Annotated in this window: 14 protein-coding genes and 1 pseudogene; 10 read left to right on the plus strand and 5 right to left on the minus strand. The window is 57.7% G+C overall.

What is annotated here, in order from left to right:
- The first annotated feature begins 147 nt into the window (after positions 1–147).
- Together HTIA_RS15085 and HTIA_RS15090 are read left to right on the plus strand one after the other, a co-directional pair.
- Positions 148–1,866, plus strand: a complete 1,719-nt coding sequence (locus tag HTIA_RS15085) for an MBL fold metallo-hydrolase (protein ID WP_008525996.1) — start codon at positions 148–150, stop codon at positions 1,864–1,866.
- 86 nt (positions 1,867–1,952) lie between these two features.
- Complete coding sequence (locus HTIA_RS15090; RefSeq protein ID WP_008525994.1) at positions 1,953–2,186, plus strand: hypothetical protein; 234 nt, start codon at positions 1,953–1,955, stop codon at positions 2,184–2,186.
- 190 nt (positions 2,187–2,376) lie between these two features.
- Here HTIA_RS15090 and HTIA_RS15095 read toward each other — a convergent pair whose 3' ends face one another.
- A complete protein-coding gene (locus HTIA_RS15095) occupies positions 2,377–3,648 on the minus strand; it encodes a phage NrS-1 polymerase family protein (protein ID WP_008525991.1) in 1,272 nt (423 codons plus the stop codon).
- A gap of 161 nt (positions 3,649–3,809) precedes the next feature.
- On the opposite strand from HTIA_RS15095, the gene HTIA_RS16135 reads away from it, so the two are divergent.
- Positions 3,810–3,986 carry a hypothetical protein gene (locus HTIA_RS16135; protein ID WP_242401928.1) on the plus strand — a complete coding sequence of 59 codons (177 nt, stop codon included), beginning with the start codon at positions 3,810–3,812 and terminating at the stop codon, positions 3,984–3,986.
- Here the strand turns inward: HTIA_RS16135 and HTIA_RS15100 are convergent.
- On the minus strand, positions 3,960–5,105 hold the full coding sequence (locus tag HTIA_RS15100) for an ISH3 family transposase (RefSeq protein WP_044951360.1): 1,146 nt from the start codon (positions 5,103–5,105) through the stop codon (positions 3,960–3,962). The two genes, HTIA_RS16135 and HTIA_RS15100, sit on opposite strands and share 27 nt — an antisense overlap.
- A gap of 99 nt (positions 5,106–5,204) precedes the next feature.
- Here HTIA_RS15100 and HTIA_RS15105 point away from each other — a divergent pair, with 99 nt between their 5' ends.
- Positions 5,205–6,179: a deoxyhypusine synthase gene (locus tag HTIA_RS15105; protein ID WP_020931538.1), complete on the plus strand. Its 975-nt coding sequence runs from the start codon at positions 5,205–5,207 to the stop codon at positions 6,177–6,179.
- Between the two features lie 90 nt (positions 6,180–6,269).
- Here the strand turns inward: HTIA_RS15105 and HTIA_RS15110 are convergent, their stop codons facing one another.
- Both HTIA_RS15110 and HTIA_RS15115 read right to left on the minus strand, forming a co-directional pair.
- The gene (locus tag HTIA_RS15110; RefSeq protein WP_020931539.1) at positions 6,270–8,705 is read right to left on the minus strand and encodes a heavy metal translocating P-type ATPase; all 2,436 of its coding nucleotides are present in this window, start codon (positions 8,703–8,705) and stop codon (positions 6,270–6,272) included.
- 1 nt (position 8,706) lies between these two features.
- Positions 8,707–9,558 (minus strand): sulfite exporter TauE/SafE family protein, encoded by an 852-nt coding sequence (locus tag HTIA_RS15115; protein WP_079980352.1) that lies wholly within the window; start codon positions 9,556–9,558, stop codon positions 8,707–8,709.
- A 428-nt stretch (positions 9,559–9,986) separates the two neighbouring features.
- Between HTIA_RS15115 and HTIA_RS16140 the strand changes: the two genes are divergently transcribed.
- Complete coding sequence (locus HTIA_RS16140) at positions 9,987–10,463, plus strand: pyruvoyl-dependent arginine decarboxylase (protein ID WP_079980353.1); 477 nt, start codon at positions 9,987–9,989, stop codon at positions 10,461–10,463.
- Positions 10,464–10,491: 28 nt separating this feature from the next.
- Here HTIA_RS16140 and HTIA_RS15120 read toward each other — a convergent pair whose 3' ends face one another.
- The gene (locus HTIA_RS15120; RefSeq protein ID WP_044951385.1) at positions 10,492–11,292 is read right to left on the minus strand and encodes an IclR family transcriptional regulator; all 801 of its coding nucleotides are present in this window, start codon (positions 11,290–11,292) and stop codon (positions 10,492–10,494) included.
- Positions 11,293–11,773: 481 nt separating this feature from the next.
- Here HTIA_RS15120 and dpsA point away from each other — a divergent pair.
- From dpsA to HTIA_RS16930, 5 genes and pseudogenes are all read left to right on the plus strand, one after another.
- A pseudogene (gene dpsA / locus HTIA_RS15125) lies at positions 11,774–12,319 on the plus strand (DNA starvation/stationary phase protection protein DpsA).
- 106 nt (positions 12,320–12,425) lie between these two features.
- Complete coding sequence (trkA, locus tag HTIA_RS15130; RefSeq protein ID WP_242401929.1) at positions 12,426–13,280, plus strand: Trk system potassium transporter TrkA; 855 nt, start codon at positions 12,426–12,428, stop codon at positions 13,278–13,280.
- 68 nt (positions 13,281–13,348) lie between these two features.
- Positions 13,349–14,233: an IS1595-like element ISHti15 family transposase gene (locus HTIA_RS15135; RefSeq protein WP_044951444.1), complete on the plus strand. Its 885-nt coding sequence runs from the start codon at positions 13,349–13,351 to the stop codon at positions 14,231–14,233.
- 134 nt (positions 14,234–14,367) lie between these two features.
- Positions 14,368–14,490 (plus strand): hypothetical protein, encoded by a 123-nt coding sequence (locus tag HTIA_RS17325; protein ID WP_277910628.1) that lies wholly within the window; start codon positions 14,368–14,370, stop codon positions 14,488–14,490.
- Positions 14,491–14,556: 66 nt separating this feature from the next.
- Positions 14,557–14,886 carry a hypothetical protein gene (locus HTIA_RS16930; protein ID WP_008528037.1) on the plus strand — a complete coding sequence of 110 codons (330 nt, stop codon included), beginning with the start codon at positions 14,557–14,559 and terminating at the stop codon, positions 14,884–14,886.
- Positions 14,887–14,947 lie beyond the last annotated feature (61 nt).

Genomic DNA, 14,947 nt, shown 5'->3' on the forward strand with positions numbered 1-14,947 from the left:
TAAACCCCGAAGCAGAGAGCGGACTCTAGGAGGGATCCCTACGGACGCCGACTCGTCCGGGGCACCTCAATGGTGACCTCACAACGCGGTTTGCTCCACCGGTGAGGCGATGATATATTGTGCCGGCCGCTGATAGGACAGATATCGATGGAGATCCAGTTCCAGCACGCGAACCCGTATGCCGGGCGCGAATCCGTCGTTCTGCGGATTGATGGGTTGCTTGCCGACCAGACGGTCTGCGTGCTCGTCGATGCTGGACAGGACGTCTCGACCGACGCTCTCCTCGACGCCGACGCCGACGAATATCTCGCCGCGATCTGTCTCACCCATGCCCACCTCGATCACTACCAGTCGCTCGGCGACGCCCTCGCCCACGGCGCGCCGGTGTACGCCGCCACCGAGACGGCCATCATGCTCGAGGACGTCTTCGCCGCCGGGGCAGACCACTACGACCTCTCGAACACGGATCGCGTGCTCGACCAGCTGGAACCGATCGCGGAGTGGACGCAGATCGTGTCCGGCCTCCGCGTCCATCCCGTGCCGGCCGGCCACACGCCGGGCGCAGCGGGCTTCCTCTTCGAGGTCACGGCCGACGACGAGCGTCGAACGATCCTCGTCACCGGTGATTTCACGACCCGACGCGCCGCCGGCTATCCCGGCTTCGATCTCGACCTCCCTGTGGACGTCGACGTCCTCGTCCTGACCGCTGCGACCAGCGAGGACTTCGAAGCGACGCTCACCGACGCCGTCGGGACGATCTGTGAACGCGTCTGGGCTGGCTCGACCGTCCTCACGACTGCCAGCGGCCTGACCGGGCTGCACCTCGCGTACCTTCTCGGCCACCTCGCCGACCAGTGGGACGAACGACTGCCCATCACGCTTGCTGGCCACGTCGCGAAGCTCTACGACCGCCTCGAGTACACCGTCCCGAACGTCGAGACGACCGCCGAGTTCGCTGACCCAGCAGCGGTCCTGGAGGCGGATGGCGTGACGATTGCCGGGCCGGAGGTGCCGATCGACGGGAGCGCCGAACGCCTCTTCGAGACGATCGCCGACGACCCCGGCGCGACACTCGTCCAACTCATTAACGGCGGGACTGATCCGGTGACGAGCGCGGCGTGTACGACCCACCACTTCTCGCTCAGCAACCACCCGACGCCGCAGACGATCGACGACGTCGTCGAGGCGCTCTCGCCGGTCCACGTCGTCATCACGCATCAACAGGGCGCCGCCGCGAACCAGTACAAGGACAAGTACGCCAGTTACGTCTGGGCGACCGACGACACGGCCTGCTACACGCTCCTCGATGAGTCGGTCTGGACGCCGCCACCGTGGGTGACCGAATCGACGAAACGTCGGGTGCAGTCTGGGACGACCACGATGGGCGGGACGCTCGGCGACGCGCTCGCGGACGAAGATATTCCGCTGCCGTCGGTAACACGGCACGACGATGCCGATCTTGAGTCAGAAGGACTGGATCTGGCAGCGCTTCGGGACCGGCTCTCGGTGGAGCCCGAAGCGCAGGCGCACCAGGAGACAGCTACCACCCAGCAGGATGCCGACGGACGGAGAGATGCGACAGGCTCAGCGCTGGCTGACGGGTCGGCCGAGGACTGGGCGGCGACAGGCGACGACCCGGACATCGAGACGGCCCTCGCGAGAATGGATGCTCGTCTCGACCGGATCGAAGCGGCCGTCACCGACCGTGGTGTCGACGCTCGGGTCGTCGATGCGGGCGACGGCACGCTCCTGCTTCGCCTCGAAGACCCACCAGACGATCTCGAACACGGGCAACGTCTACGGGTTGTTTTCCCGGGCGGACGGGCTTCTGACGCCGCTGACGACCACGCTGACCAGGATTCATAGTCGTCTCTCTGAGGGCCAGTTGAGAGAGTGATTGTCGCTCGACGCTCACCCGAATTCCTAACCCCTGGCCACCGTAGGCAGAACTAATGCGGGATTCGGGAACGCCGATCAACTCCAGTGAGGAAGCCGCGCTCGAGCACCTCGAGCAGTACGTCGACACGCTGCCGGATGACGAACATCTCATACGAGCGGACGCCGTTGCGCATCTCATGGAGCAGGGAAGTGAACGTGCTGACGCACGAGAACACATTGAGCAACTGCTCTTGAAGGGCTATCTGTACGAAGTCGACGACGAACTGCGGATTCCGCCACGACCCTGACGAGGAAGGGCAATAACTGCTCCTAGCTGCCAGCCATTACAGCCAGATTGTCGCGACGACGACAGTGAGGAACACGAGTGCAATCCACGACTCGTGGTCCAGCGCGTCGATCCCGCATCCGGGCGAACCGCTTTGCAGCTGACTGTCGTTTCGCGCCAGCCGAGACGTACGCTTCGTCGCAGTCTCGCTGTTACTCGGAGCTACTCCCGAACAACCCTTTTGCCCGGCCCCACACGGACGCTGTCTCGGACTCGGTACCGTCCTCACCAGAATCGACAGTGGTCGCTTCGTGGGGATTACTTGGCTCTTGGTCACGGTCTGTGGGTGCTTCGGTGAGTCGCTCGACTTCTGCTTCGAGGGTGTCGATCCGCTCGTTCTTCTCTGCCAGTGTCGCCTCGAGTTCGTCGACGCGCTCGGTCAGCAGCCGGTTCTTCTCGACCAAATACGCCCGACTCCGCTCCGAGTCATCGGTATCAGTGGCTGCCGACGAGTCGGTAGCGGGGTCGTGGGCGTCCGCGGTGTCGTCGCCGGCATCTGGCTCGTAGAACTCCGAGGTACTCGTGATTGCTCGCTCGATGGTCTTCTCTCCGTACGTTGATCCATCCGCGTAGTGAACCTCATCCCACTTCTCGCGAAGCAACCCGGACTCACGGAACAGTTGGTCCATCTGCGTCCGGTCGCCGCCGGTCCAGAACGCCAGCAGACAACACAGCGCCATGTCGGCTTCCGACTGGCTATCGTACCCGACCGTGTTCCCGTCCCAGAGCCGCTCGAACTTCTCGCCGTTCGACGCGTTCCGGGCTTTCTCGAGGACCTCCTCATCCTCGAGGTCAACGTCAACGGTTACTTCACCGCTCGTTGCTGACTCCCCGTCAGTCGCGCCACGGGGCTCGGACTCGGACGCCGTATCGCTGCCAGTGTCCTGGACGTACTCGCGGTGAATCGCCGCGAGCGCGTCCTGCCGGCGGGCGATGTGAGTCGGTGTCTCGTTAACGTGGTCGCCGGTAACGGTGAAAAACCGCGCCGTATCGTACAGTTCGATGCTCCCCCGCCGATTTCGACCCTCCGGGAGTTCACCCCTGAGGAGAACGTGATAGCCGGTGCCGGACGGCGACACCTCCGTGTAGGAGTCCAATCGGTCGATGATGTCTCGCGCAGCATCGTCGACGTCGCCGGTCTCCGGATCGCGACAGTCGTCCAGATCGACGCCGACGATGGGGTCGTCGTCGGTGAACACGAACCCGACGCCGTCCGCGTGCTCTGTCTCGGTGTACTCGAGTGCCGTCTCGAAATCACTCCAAGTATCGGATTCCGTCGACGACGCGAACTCACCAGCCCCCGGCGTCACCGGAATCTTCGTCGGTTTCCCATCTCGATCCTCTTCGCGCCAGCACACCCACTGCTCGCGTTCGCGCAACGCCTCGGGGAGCACCGAGACAGCAAGCGACGACTCAGGCACCATCGATCCCCCTCGCGGTGAGCGTCCATCTGAACATCGTCCACCCCACTATCACGATGTTGATAAACACCCAACCACCCGGTGGGCTGTTCGCTATCCTGTCCAACGGGGGTATCCCGTTCTATACTCAGTCGATCACATCGGCGGCCGCGTAATCTTGTCTGATGGCGGTGAATCAGATCGAACTGGTCGTGAAGCGTCTTCGAAGCGCGCTCGTGAGCGTAATCTTCGGGATGAACCGTCGCTGTCGGCGGCGGACTGCCGCCGACGCGACAGTGTCGCCACTCACGACCGCTCTCCGGACCGGTGGACAGCTACCGGAAGAACCGGTCGTCGAGTGACTGGTTCGCTGGAACAGCCCTGCGCACACCGAGCGCTGTCCAGGCGGCCCGCAGCACCATCTCACAGAACTCTGTGAACGACCAGTTCCAGAGGCGGCGCCCCCCGCGGCGGGGCGCCGCCACGTACTTCCAGTGGAGATACCGCCAGCTGTTCTGGAGCAGCAGGCTTACGACAAACATCACCAGCCGTAGACCAGCGTCCTGAGAGCTGGTGAATGCGAGGCTCTGCTTGGCTAAGCGGTAACTCGACTCGATGCCGAAGCGCTTGCTGTAATGCTCTCGGGCATCCCGCGGCGTGTCGATAAACGGCGCGTCAGCGGCGTAGCCGTGACGCGCCACCCCGTGTTCGTCGTATCGTCCCTGCTGGTAGACGCAGTCGATGAACACGGGAAAGGTCACCTCGCCAGCGAGATCGTGTTCGATCTCGCGGCTCCAGCCCCTGCTGAGTTCGTTTTGAATCGTCTCACCCCATTTGACAATCGGCATGACGTAGGCGTAGTTGTGCGCGTACAGCAGTCCGAGGCAGGTACTGTTGTAGAATCCGCGATCGAGGTAGACGGCCTTGACACCGAGGTCAAGGCCGTCGAGGAGTTCGAGAAACTCAGCGAGGACATCGCTGGTGGTTTCGCCAGCGACGAGCTGGCGAACCGCTAGTGTGTACCGCTTGTTACGTACCCGCGCGTAGAGCGTCGCATACGCGTGAAACGTCGTTGTTCCGCGTTTGGCCTGCGACGAGTACAGAGCCTCGGTTTCGTCCTCATCACCGTAGTAGGGATCGAGGTGGAGGTCTGCGCAGACCTCCACCGGTCGATCTGGGAGTGTCTCAAGTGCATCTCGCTGCAAGAGCGCGTCTCCAACTACCTCAACAGTGTCAAGGTCGAACTGATCGGTGAGATGTCCCCGGACAGTGTTGGCGTGCGGTGAGTCGTCTGTCGTTTCGCAGACGTGGTTGATCGAGGTCCCGCCGGCGCTGGCGCCGGCGAGGACCTCATACAGCTTCTCCGTGGTGACTTCGACGTTTTCGCCGAGATCTATCGCAAGCTCCTCGTCAAGGCTGTTGACGACAAAATTAAGCAGGTGCTCTTCCTCTATCTCGTTGTCTGCTTCGGGTTCTTGCACATCCTCCCAAAGCAGACACTTCCTCTAACCCGATGTGATCGACTGAGAATCGGCGACCAGTCTCGAACGATTCAAACCGGCATCCTGCTAATTGCCGGTATGGACGAGGAGTCTCACGACCACGTTGTTCCGGGAAGTAATGAAGAGTTGACCACGCCAGACGTGCAGGGCTACGACTTCCGTGGCGAATTCGATTTTCAGGAGATGCTGGAAGCGTATGCAACGACGGGATTTCAGGCGACGCAACTCGCAGAGGCCATCGGCATCGCCGAGCAAATGCAAGACGCCGATGCCACGATCTATCTCACATGCACGTCGAATATCATTTCGTCGGGATTGCGTGAAGTCGTCGCCTACCTCGTTCGTGAAGGGTATGTCGACGTGCTTATCACGACAGCGGGATCGCTGGCGGAAGATGTTATCAAAACGGCGAAGCCGTTCAAAATGGGAGAGTGGGATGCGGACGAGGCCGCGCTCCGGGAACAGGGAATCAACCGTCTTGGGAATCTCTTTGTTCCTTCCGACCGATACGTCTGGTTGGAGGAGTACCTGTACGACTTCTTCGAGGAGTTCTTCGCCGACGAAAAGGTCCGGACGCCGACGGCGTTTGCCCGCGAGTTAGGGGAGACACTCGACGATCCCGATTCGGTCCTGAAGCAAGCCGCGGACAACGACGTTCCCGTGTACTGTCCGGCGCTGACGGACGCCGAAGTTGGGAACTTTCTCTACTATTACAGACAGGGATACGACTCGGAGGTCGGCATCGAAATCCTCGACGATTATGACTCGCTGATCGAGGACGGGATGCTTGCTGACACGACAGGTCTGATCGCAGTTGGAGGGGGCGTCCCGAAACACCACGCGATTATGACAAATCTGTTCCGTGGCGGGGCGGATTACGTCGTCTACATCTCGACTGGTATGGAAGGGGATGGCTCACTCTCTGGAGCGCCCCCGAACGAGGCAGTATCGTGGGGAAAGATCAAAGACGATGAGCGGACGAATTACACGCAGGTTGAAGCAGAAGCAACGCTCGTCTTCCCACTGCTTGTAGCGGGTGCTTTCAGCGAGTGAGTGCGATCTGCTGATTAAACTGGCGCTGTAGCAGACTGTAGCTAGAAAGCGTAGTAGGGTGGTTACAGTTGATGCTTGGCGGTCGACCGTTCAGTCCGAGTGTGCGGGAGATCCAAGTTGATCGTTGCCTTCGCTAGAGTCGGTTGCAGCCACCTGATCTCCGTTCGCCGAGAGCAGGCGGCGCTTCGAGTTGAAGACGACGATGAGACTACTGACCGCCATCATAACGGCGGCGATCAACGGCGTGATCACGCCAGTCATTGCCAGTGGAAGCGCGATCGCGTTGTAGCCAGCCGCCCAGAGCAGGTTCTGTTTGATTCGGCCTCGTGTTTCACTCGCCAGCTTGAAGACCTCGGGAACGGCGTCGAGACGGTCGTCCAGTACTACCGCGTCGGCCGCCTCGATCGCCAGATCGGTGCCGCTCGAGACCGCGATCCCGAGGTCTGCGCTCGCGAGGGCGGGCGCGTCGTTCGTTCCATCGCCGATCATTGTCGTCGTCCCGCGCTCCCGGAGACCCTGGACGATCGCTTCCTTGGACTCGGGGCGCACGCCTGCAAATACGTGATCGATCGCTGGATGGTTTGCAAATGTTTCGGTCATCCGTTCGTCGTCGCCGGTCAGCACGACGATTTCCCGGTCCGCATCCGTGAGATCGGTAACCACGCGTTCCCAGTTCTCACGCGGCGTATCTCGGACCGAGACGATCCCCTGGACGACACCCTCCCAGGCAATCGCTGTCGGATGATTGCCCGATTCGTAGGCGTCCGTGACGGCTGTCTCGATCTCTGCAGGTATCGTCCACTCGTCGGCGTCAAAGGAGTCTGGATGGCCGATAACCACGCGGGTATCGTCGACGAGGGCTGACACGGTACGGTCGGCGCTCTCGAAACGCGACACAGAGCGTGTGGTCGGCGGGGCGGCATCGTCGATCGCAGCGGCGATGGGGTGGCTTGACCGGCGTTCGACGGCGGCCGCCATCGCAAGCACTTCGTCAGGATCGTCGCCAGCGACGTCCACAAGCTCCATCTCCCCCGTGGTGAGCGTCCCAGTCTTGTCGAACACGACGACCGCGGAGTCGTCGATCCGCTCGAGCACTGTCTCGTTGAGAACGAGTATGCGATTATCGGTGGCATCGCGGGTGGCCGCCGCGAGAGCAAGCGGGGTCGCGATCCCGAGCGAGCACGGACACGAGACCACTAACACAGAGACACCGACCATTATAGCTGTATTCGGGTCGTTGCCGAGGACGAACCAGCCAGTGGCAGTTAGCACGGCAAGCCCGAGTACGAACGGAACGAACAGTACCGCAAAGCGGTTGACAATATGCTGGACACCCGTCGCAGAACTCTTGACGTTCCAGAGGAGTTCGACGAGGCGATCCATCGTGCTGGTGTTTTCTGGACCAACTTCGACGACAACCGCATTGTCTGTGGGGATCGACCCGCCGAGTACAGTGTCCCCGACGGATTTCCGTTGCGGGAGAGATTCACCTGTGACGAGTGCCTCGTCGATCGCGGCAGTCCCGTCGACGATCTGGCCGTCGACTGGGACCCGTTCGCCAGGTTTGACTAACAGGTGATCGCCAGGCTCACACGCTTCAATGTCGATGGTTTCGGTGGCCTCGCTGTCGTCGTCGAGCCGGCGGGCGTCATCGACGCGTGAATCAGTGAGGTCAGCGCGATTGCCGAGTGCAGCGCGTTTGACCCGTGACTCAAGATGGTTGCCGATAGTGACGATCGCGAGCACCATCACTGCGACGTCGAAGTACGGGTCGCGCCCGCCCGTGAGGTAGGTGGCCAGCGAGTAGAGGTACGCTGCGAGCACCGCGATGGCGATCAACACGTCCATGTTCGGGCGACCGACTTTCAGGCTCACATAGGCCCCACGGAAGATCGGATATCCCAACCCGATAACGATGAGTGTGCTCCAGACCGCGAGCGGCCCGAACACCATCGCATCAACGGTACTCCCGTAGAGAAAGCTCTCGGGATAGATGCCGAGGTATACCGGATAGATGAACAGGACGTAGAGAATCAACACGGGCATCATCAGTACCGCCGCGAGCACTGCACGGTATTTGCCGAACTCGACGCGCGAACGCAGCGAGTCGTTTTCCTCGTCGGGACCGTGGGCCTGATAGCCCAGTCGACTGAGTGCAGCGGAGATCGCGTTACGGTCGATCTGGGCAGGATCGTACACCACCTGCGCCATTTCAGTGGCGTAGCTCGCACGCGCCTCGTGAACACCGTCCTCTTCCTCGGCAAGGAGTTCGATGAATCCTTCGCAGGTCTGACAGTGCATACCGTCGATCGAGAGGTAGGCCGTTTCGGCGCCCTCGGGGACATCGGGTTGGGAATCCTCGGCCGCGACACGGTCACGGACGGCCGTAATGGAGAGGTCGACGTCCTCACCGTTGTCAACCAGGCGTGCGACCTCTAGACAGCCCCGACAGCAGAACTCGCCGTCGATGGCCACGTCGATGATTGGGTCTTCGACAGGGAGGTCACAGAGTGTACAGGTGGACATGTTACGCAACCGCCTCCGAGCCGGAGATTGGTTGATAGTACGGGATATCGGGCAACGGGAGCACGACGCCAAACCGCATGAGCCCCATCGCTAATAGGACGTATCCGAGCCCAATGAACAACACACCGAGTCCATAGTGGACCACCTGTCGCTGGCGGGCGCTTACTGACTGGATCACCGTTCCGTAGAGGAACACGCTAGGAATCGTCCCGAGCCCAAGCGCGGCGAGCGAGAGGAGACCATATACAGGCGAGCCCTGTGCGAACGCATACAGGAATGCGGGATAGAGAAGCATACACGGCAACAATCCATGAAGCGCGCCAAGCCCGACGATGCCGATGCCGTTGACCCAGCGGTCGATCCGTGTCGAGATCACTGTGTAGGTTCGCGCGAATACTGATCCGATACCAGTATCGGCAATCACACCTTCGACGGCTCCTTGTTGGTAGCCGGCCAATCGGGTGATCCCCATCCCGAGGATTGCCACGCCGATGCAGATGCCGACGACACCCTGGACTGGCCCGAGAATCCCGGCGAGCCCGATCGTCCCGTAGAGTAGCGCGCCAGCAGCCCCGAAGACAGCCCCGATGAGGGCGTAGCTCATCGTCCGGCCGAGGTTGAACAGCGCGTGCTGCCGCACTTCATAGAGAGTGAGTGCGCCAGACCAGCGGTCGTCGGTTTCCATACGCTCGGCGTAGGTTGCAACGAGCGGGCCGCACATTCCAATACAGTGTGCACCGCCGAGGAGGCCAATCAGAAAAAACACCACCAGTCCATAGCCACTCGCGATGCCGATCTCACTCAGTTGTACTAGGACTGCCGAAATCATACTCACGGCTGGCAAAGCCAGCATAGATTAGAGTATACCACCCGTCCTGTGTAGTTGGTTTCGGTTCGGGCCGTGACTTCGAAGGTCACTGATGAGATTATGTTACCCCGCGCACGGTGGCGCGGGGAATCCTGCTCTCACGAGGGCAGGCTTCCTGTTTCGATCACGTGACGTGCAGACACAGACTCAAACTGAGTCGTGTCCGTAGCGGTCACAGTCTCCACCTTTGAGAATTCTGCTACCTGAACTAACCACCGTTGGCGATATAATGATTTGGGGCCGTAGCTATAGTCACCTTCTTGACTGGGTTTGTGTACCGAGAACAGCGAAAGGGTTCTTTTCTGTTCTGAGTCTGATGATGTTAGCCTGTCGGCGTGAGGTGTTGGCTCTGGCGGCTAAGCAAGCTCCAAGTGAATCGAAACTCCTTATTTCGGTGTCTGATTTGAACCTATATGGGTCAAATTAGAATCGTCTGGGGAATCGGAAATGCTTCAACCGAGAAGGCATCGTATGATGCAGCGCTAGCAGCTGCGAACGTTCATAATTACAATTTAGTTAGTGTCTCTTCAGTCATTCCGAGCGATGCTGCTCTTGAGGTTATCGGAACTGCTCCCGATTTGGGAACAGTCGGCGACCGTCTGACTGTTGTTCAAAGTCGGAAAACGGTCAAATCCGGTGAGACAGCTGCTGCTGGGATCGGATGGGCACGCAGTAAATCCGGACGAGGTATTTTCTACGAGTCAACAGGCGATACAGAGAATACTGTCCGTGAGCGCATCAAGACTGGTTTGACTGCTGGGAAGGACCATCGAGACTGGGAATTTCTTAGTGATGGGGATGAAGTCGTCGCTGAGGCTGACCCTGATGTTGACAATTACGCTACTGCCGTCGTACTGGCGATTTATGGGCGATCTTCCCCTATTATGTAATGCTCTAAATACGGGAGATCACCGTGATCTAAAAATGCTCCTTTCGATAGGCTTCTTCGATTTTGTCTTCAAGTGACGTGACGTATTCATCCAGAATATTTGGAATTTCATTGTTGAATCGTTCATTCTGGAATCGGTATGTCGGACCAATAACTGCAATCGCACCAAGAATACTCCCATCCGGGTTTTTTACGATCCGACCGACTTCTCGTAACCCATTAACATATTCTTCGTCAGCAAACGCAACTCCCCGTTCCTTGATCGCATCCAGAGATTCAAAGAGCGAGTCTTGATCGGTAATTGTTTTCTCAGTCTGTTCTTGTAACCCCCACTGGTCTACTATCTCCTCAACACGATCCCTCGAGTATTCAGCAAGTATCGCTTTTCCAGTTGCGACACTGTGAAGATAATAGTAGATACCAGCAGCTGTAATCGATTTGGACGTGTGAGAATCCTTTGAGTCAAACTGGCTATCCGGATGGAATGATTCGTGAACAAGAATACCCCGACCGTCGTTTTCAACCACAAATTCTACCTCTTCATCAATCTGCTCAGAAAGATTGGATACAGTCTCTTCAGCAAGAACGTATGCCTGTTTCCGTGACCGCGCGTATTCGCCGTGGTTGAGAAACCGCAAACCAACGTGGTACATTTCACCCTCCTTCGTCAGATAGCCATGATCGATAAGCGTGCGAAGGTGCACATGTACCGTACTTCTCGCCATTGCCAGTTCGGTTGTTAATTCATCTAACGTCGCACCATCCAATCGCTGTATGGTATCTACTATGGAAAGCGAGCGAACAGTTGTTTTGGCTGTCTGATCACCCATACCTAATCTTTCGAATGTCTAAATATAAAGGTTCGGGTATAGTGGACTATTATATATCCTAGCTTTGGCGCTGTCACCATTGAGTGATCAGTGTAACTGCTGAAGACCAATCAGTAGAGCACCCGTTTTCGAGGAAGACCAGCTCAAGAATCGTTCGACAGCGACAGGAGAGCAACTACAGAAAGGGTCAAGATTGATGGGACAGAACTATCCAGACTAATCACCGTAGACAGTTGCTACTGCTGGATAAGAACAGACAAGATAACAATCCAGCAAATATCGTCTGTGTCATTAAAATGTCCGACCTGATATGAGATCGATGTTTGGCGGTGAAAGACGTATTGGAGCGAAGTCAAGATGTCGCATCACGAAGCGCCTATTGACATGGTATCCCATTCCTGGAAATCTAATTTCGCAAGCACAAAAAATTATTTTCGAATTGATAACCTATGAGTGAGGGGTGCACGTAGGAGAAGACGAGATGAGCACTCAGAGGAAGACCCAACAGAGCGCAGGCACTATCGAAGAGAACGCACTCCGGCTCAAAAAGGAGAAAGCAGAACAGATAATCGACGCACTGAACACCGACCTCGCGGACGCGTACGTCCTCTATCACCAGCTCCACAAACACCACTGGAACGTCGAAGGCGCGGAATTCCGAGATATTCACGTGTTCCTCTAGGAAGTGTACGAGAACGTCGAGAACGCGGCCGACGAACTCGCAGAGCGGTTCCAGGCGCTCGGCGGCGTCCCGCACGCCAGTATGACAACACTCGCAGAGAACGCGACCGTCGTAGCCGAGGATGAGGATGTCTATGACATCCGGACGTCGCTCTCGAACGATCTGGAGATAATGGGTGACATCATCGAGAGCTACCGGGAGCACATCGAACTCGCGGAAGGACTCGGTGACCACGCGACTGCACAGATGCTTCGTGAGCAGCTGGAAACAATCGAGGAACACACCCATCACGTCGAGCACTACCTCGAAGACGACACACTCGTCCTCGAGGCGGCGACGAATTAAGGAACAGAACTCATAATACCCGATGATTTCTAGATACTAATACCGGTAGGTTCAGGACACTTCGTTAGAGATTGGTCATAACCCAAAATCGTCTCAGAAATTAGTGATGAATACTGAAACTTTGTTCGGATCTATAGCTGACGATAGTTCAACTAAGGATTCGATGCGGATTACGGTAATTGGTGCTGGTGAGGTCGGGAGAGCGATTGCTGCTACTCTTTCGGACCTTCACAAAGTAGTCATCATTGAACGTGATCAGCGTATCGTAGAGGAACTTACGTATGCACACGATGTGCTTGCTGTACACGGAGACGGACGTGAGATCAAAACACTACAGCAGGCCAGAATCGAACAGGCAGACCTGGTTATTGCGTGTACCGATGATGACGAGGTGAATACTGTTATCTGCGCCACCGCAAAGCTGGTTTCTGATGCTTTCACTATCGCTCGGGTCAGACATCGCACTCTGTATGAAACGTGGGATGGGCATTCAGATGCTTTCGGTGTTGATCATATGATATGCACAAACCTACTGACGTCTGAAGCAATTTTCCGCATCTCTGGGCTTCCATCGGCTCGAGAGGTGGATACCTTTGCTAACGGCCTTGTACGAATGGCTGCATTTGAAATTGGACAAGATAGTCCTATTATCGAACGAGCCGTGCACGAGATAGATAGTGATAATCCATTAACGTTTGCAGCGATCTTCCGCGACGAGGAACTGCTAATCCCAAGTGGGGAGACAGTCATTCAATCGGATGACCACATAGTAGTTATCGGAAGTACCCAGGCTGTGGAAAATTTCGCCTCTGTGATTTCGAGGTCATTACGGAGTCAGACAGACGATATTATTATTGCTGGAGCAACTAAGGTCGGAATTCAAACGGCTAAGCTATTCGAAGAACATGGATATAACCCTCGTTTAGTCGAACAAAATAGTGAGAACGCTCTTGCGAAGTAGATTGTTGATAGCGAGAGCTGCGGCTGAAAGTCGAAGAGGGCAAGGGCACCGCGCTAGCGGTGCCCGATATGTTCCCGATAAACCGATTCGTGTCGGAATCGGCTGCAGCGGACCTGCTCCAACAGGTTCGCTGGCGTGATGGCGTCGAGTGCCCCCGCTGCCGTTCTGACCTGACGGTCAGAAACGGCAGCTATCGGGCGTATCAACGGTATCTGTGTAAGAATTGCGGTCGGACGTTCAACGACAAGACCGGCACAATTTTCGCCCACTCGAAGCTTTCACTGAAAGAGTGGTACTTCACGATCTACGTGTTCTTACGGTTTAACACGAGTATTCGGCAAATCGAGGCGGAACTCGATCTGTCGTACCGAACGGTGAGACGGCGCGTCGAGCGCTTCGCCAAGGCGCTCGACGCGCCTTCGATCACGCTGTCCGGGCCGGTCGAAATCGACGAAGTGTACGTCTCGGCCGGCCTCAAAGGCCGCGAGCGCGACCAGGCGTCGCGCTCGCGTGGCCTATCCACGCGTGGACGAGGATCGTACGACGGCGACAAACCGCCGGTGTTCACGCTGGTCGATCGTGGCTCGGACGAGCGCTACGTCGTGCCAGCGAAATCCGCCGAGGAATCGACCGTGCGACTCCTGCTCGGCAACCGCACACAGGAGTCGCTGACCGTCTATACGGATGGATTTCGGGCGTACGAACCGCTCGAAGAAGACAGCGCATTCACCCGCAAATACGTCGTCCACGGCGACGGCGAATACGCTGACGGCGACATCCACGTCAACACCTGCGAGAGCCACGCGTCGCTGACGCGACGGTGGCTCTCGCCCCATCGAGGAGTGTCAAAAGACAAGCTAACACCGTATCTGAGAGCCTTTCAGCTCCGCCGCGAACTCTACAGAAAACCTGGTGACGAAGCACTCAAACATGCTCTCGACGCCGCCCTCTGAAAATCAACAATGTGCTTCACAAGAGCGTTCTTGGAAATCCGCTTCTACTTCATCGTCATCGGACTCCGCATCGTCAGCGAAGGGATCGTCGGTCGAACCCTGTTTCATGCTTCCACCACCTTTGTCTGCCGAATGTGGTTAGCGAGTTCGTCGAGTTTCTCAAGCGTATCGAGTTCGTGTTCGCGGTCGCGGTCACGGTACTCATCGATATATCGATATGCGGTGCATTGTTCGGCCCAACAGCCTTCGAGCATTGAAGACCGCTCCCGAAGTCGAATTGGCATATCCCAACCGTCGCTCTGTAATTCTTCGAGGAAGCGATCTTGATCGTTCATGCCCTTGTATCGATTCGGGACTACCGCCAGGACACCAACCTCGATGCCGAGTTCGCCTTCGAGGCCACCGACAAGTTGATCGAGTCCCTGAACAGATTCGTATCCTTTCCCGCTCGGCTCGAATGGGATTACCAGATGACGGGTGGCGTGGATCGCGTTGTGGAGTTTGACGTCCGCGCTTGCAGGTGGGTCGATGATCAGCGTATCGTACTGCTCGTGGACGCCGGCGTCTCGGAGGACGCGAAGCAGTTGTTTGTTCGGATTCCAGGACTCCCCGAAGTCCGCGGCCTCTTCTTCACGGCGCCGGAGATGTTTTGATGCATACTTGCCTTGTTTTACCGCCGATTGACGGGAGTCTCAGACGTTCTCACAGGAAGAT

It is taken from the genome of Halorhabdus tiamatea SARL4B (assembly GCF_000470655.1).
Taxonomy (GTDB): Archaea; Halobacteriota; Halobacteria; order Halobacteriales; family Haloarculaceae; genus Halorhabdus; species Halorhabdus tiamatea.

What these genes read in the sequence shown, in the direction of transcription:
- HTIA_RS16140 (WP_079980353.1), top strand. Translation starts at nt 9,987, where the DNA reads ATGGGTCAAATTAGAATCGTCTGGGGAATCGGAAATGCTTCAACCGAG.
- HTIA_RS15105 (WP_020931538.1), top strand. Translation starts at nt 5,205, where the DNA reads ATGGACGAGGAGTCTCACGACCACGTTGTTCCGGGAAGTAATGAAGAG.
- HTIA_RS15095 (WP_008525991.1), bottom strand. Translation starts at nt 3,648, where the DNA reads ATGGTGCCTGAGTCGTCGCTTGCTGTCTCGGTGCTCCCCGAGGCGTTG.
- HTIA_RS15120 (WP_044951385.1), bottom strand. Translation starts at nt 11,292, where the DNA reads ATGGGTGATCAGACAGCCAAAACAACTGTTCGCTCGCTTTCCATAGTA.
- HTIA_RS15110 (WP_020931539.1), bottom strand. Translation starts at nt 8,705, where the DNA reads ATGTCCACCTGTACACTCTGTGACCTCCCTGTCGAAGACCCAATCATC.
- trkA (WP_242401929.1), top strand. Translation starts at nt 12,426, where the DNA reads ATGAATACTGAAACTTTGTTCGGATCTATAGCTGACGATAGTTCAACT.
- HTIA_RS15090 (WP_008525994.1), top strand. Translation starts at nt 1,953, where the DNA reads ATGCGGGATTCGGGAACGCCGATCAACTCCAGTGAGGAAGCCGCGCTC.
- HTIA_RS15115 (WP_079980352.1), bottom strand. Translation starts at nt 9,558, where the DNA reads ATGCTGGCTTTGCCAGCCGTGAGTATGATTTCGGCAGTCCTAGTACAA.
- HTIA_RS15085 (WP_008525996.1), top strand. Translation starts at nt 148, where the DNA reads ATGGAGATCCAGTTCCAGCACGCGAACCCGTATGCCGGGCGCGAATCC.
- HTIA_RS15135 (WP_044951444.1), top strand. Translation starts at nt 13,349, where the DNA reads ATGTTCCCGATAAACCGATTCGTGTCGGAATCGGCTGCAGCGGACCTG.
- HTIA_RS16135 (WP_242401928.1), top strand. Translation starts at nt 3,810, where the DNA reads ATGGCGGTGAATCAGATCGAACTGGTCGTGAAGCGTCTTCGAAGCGCG.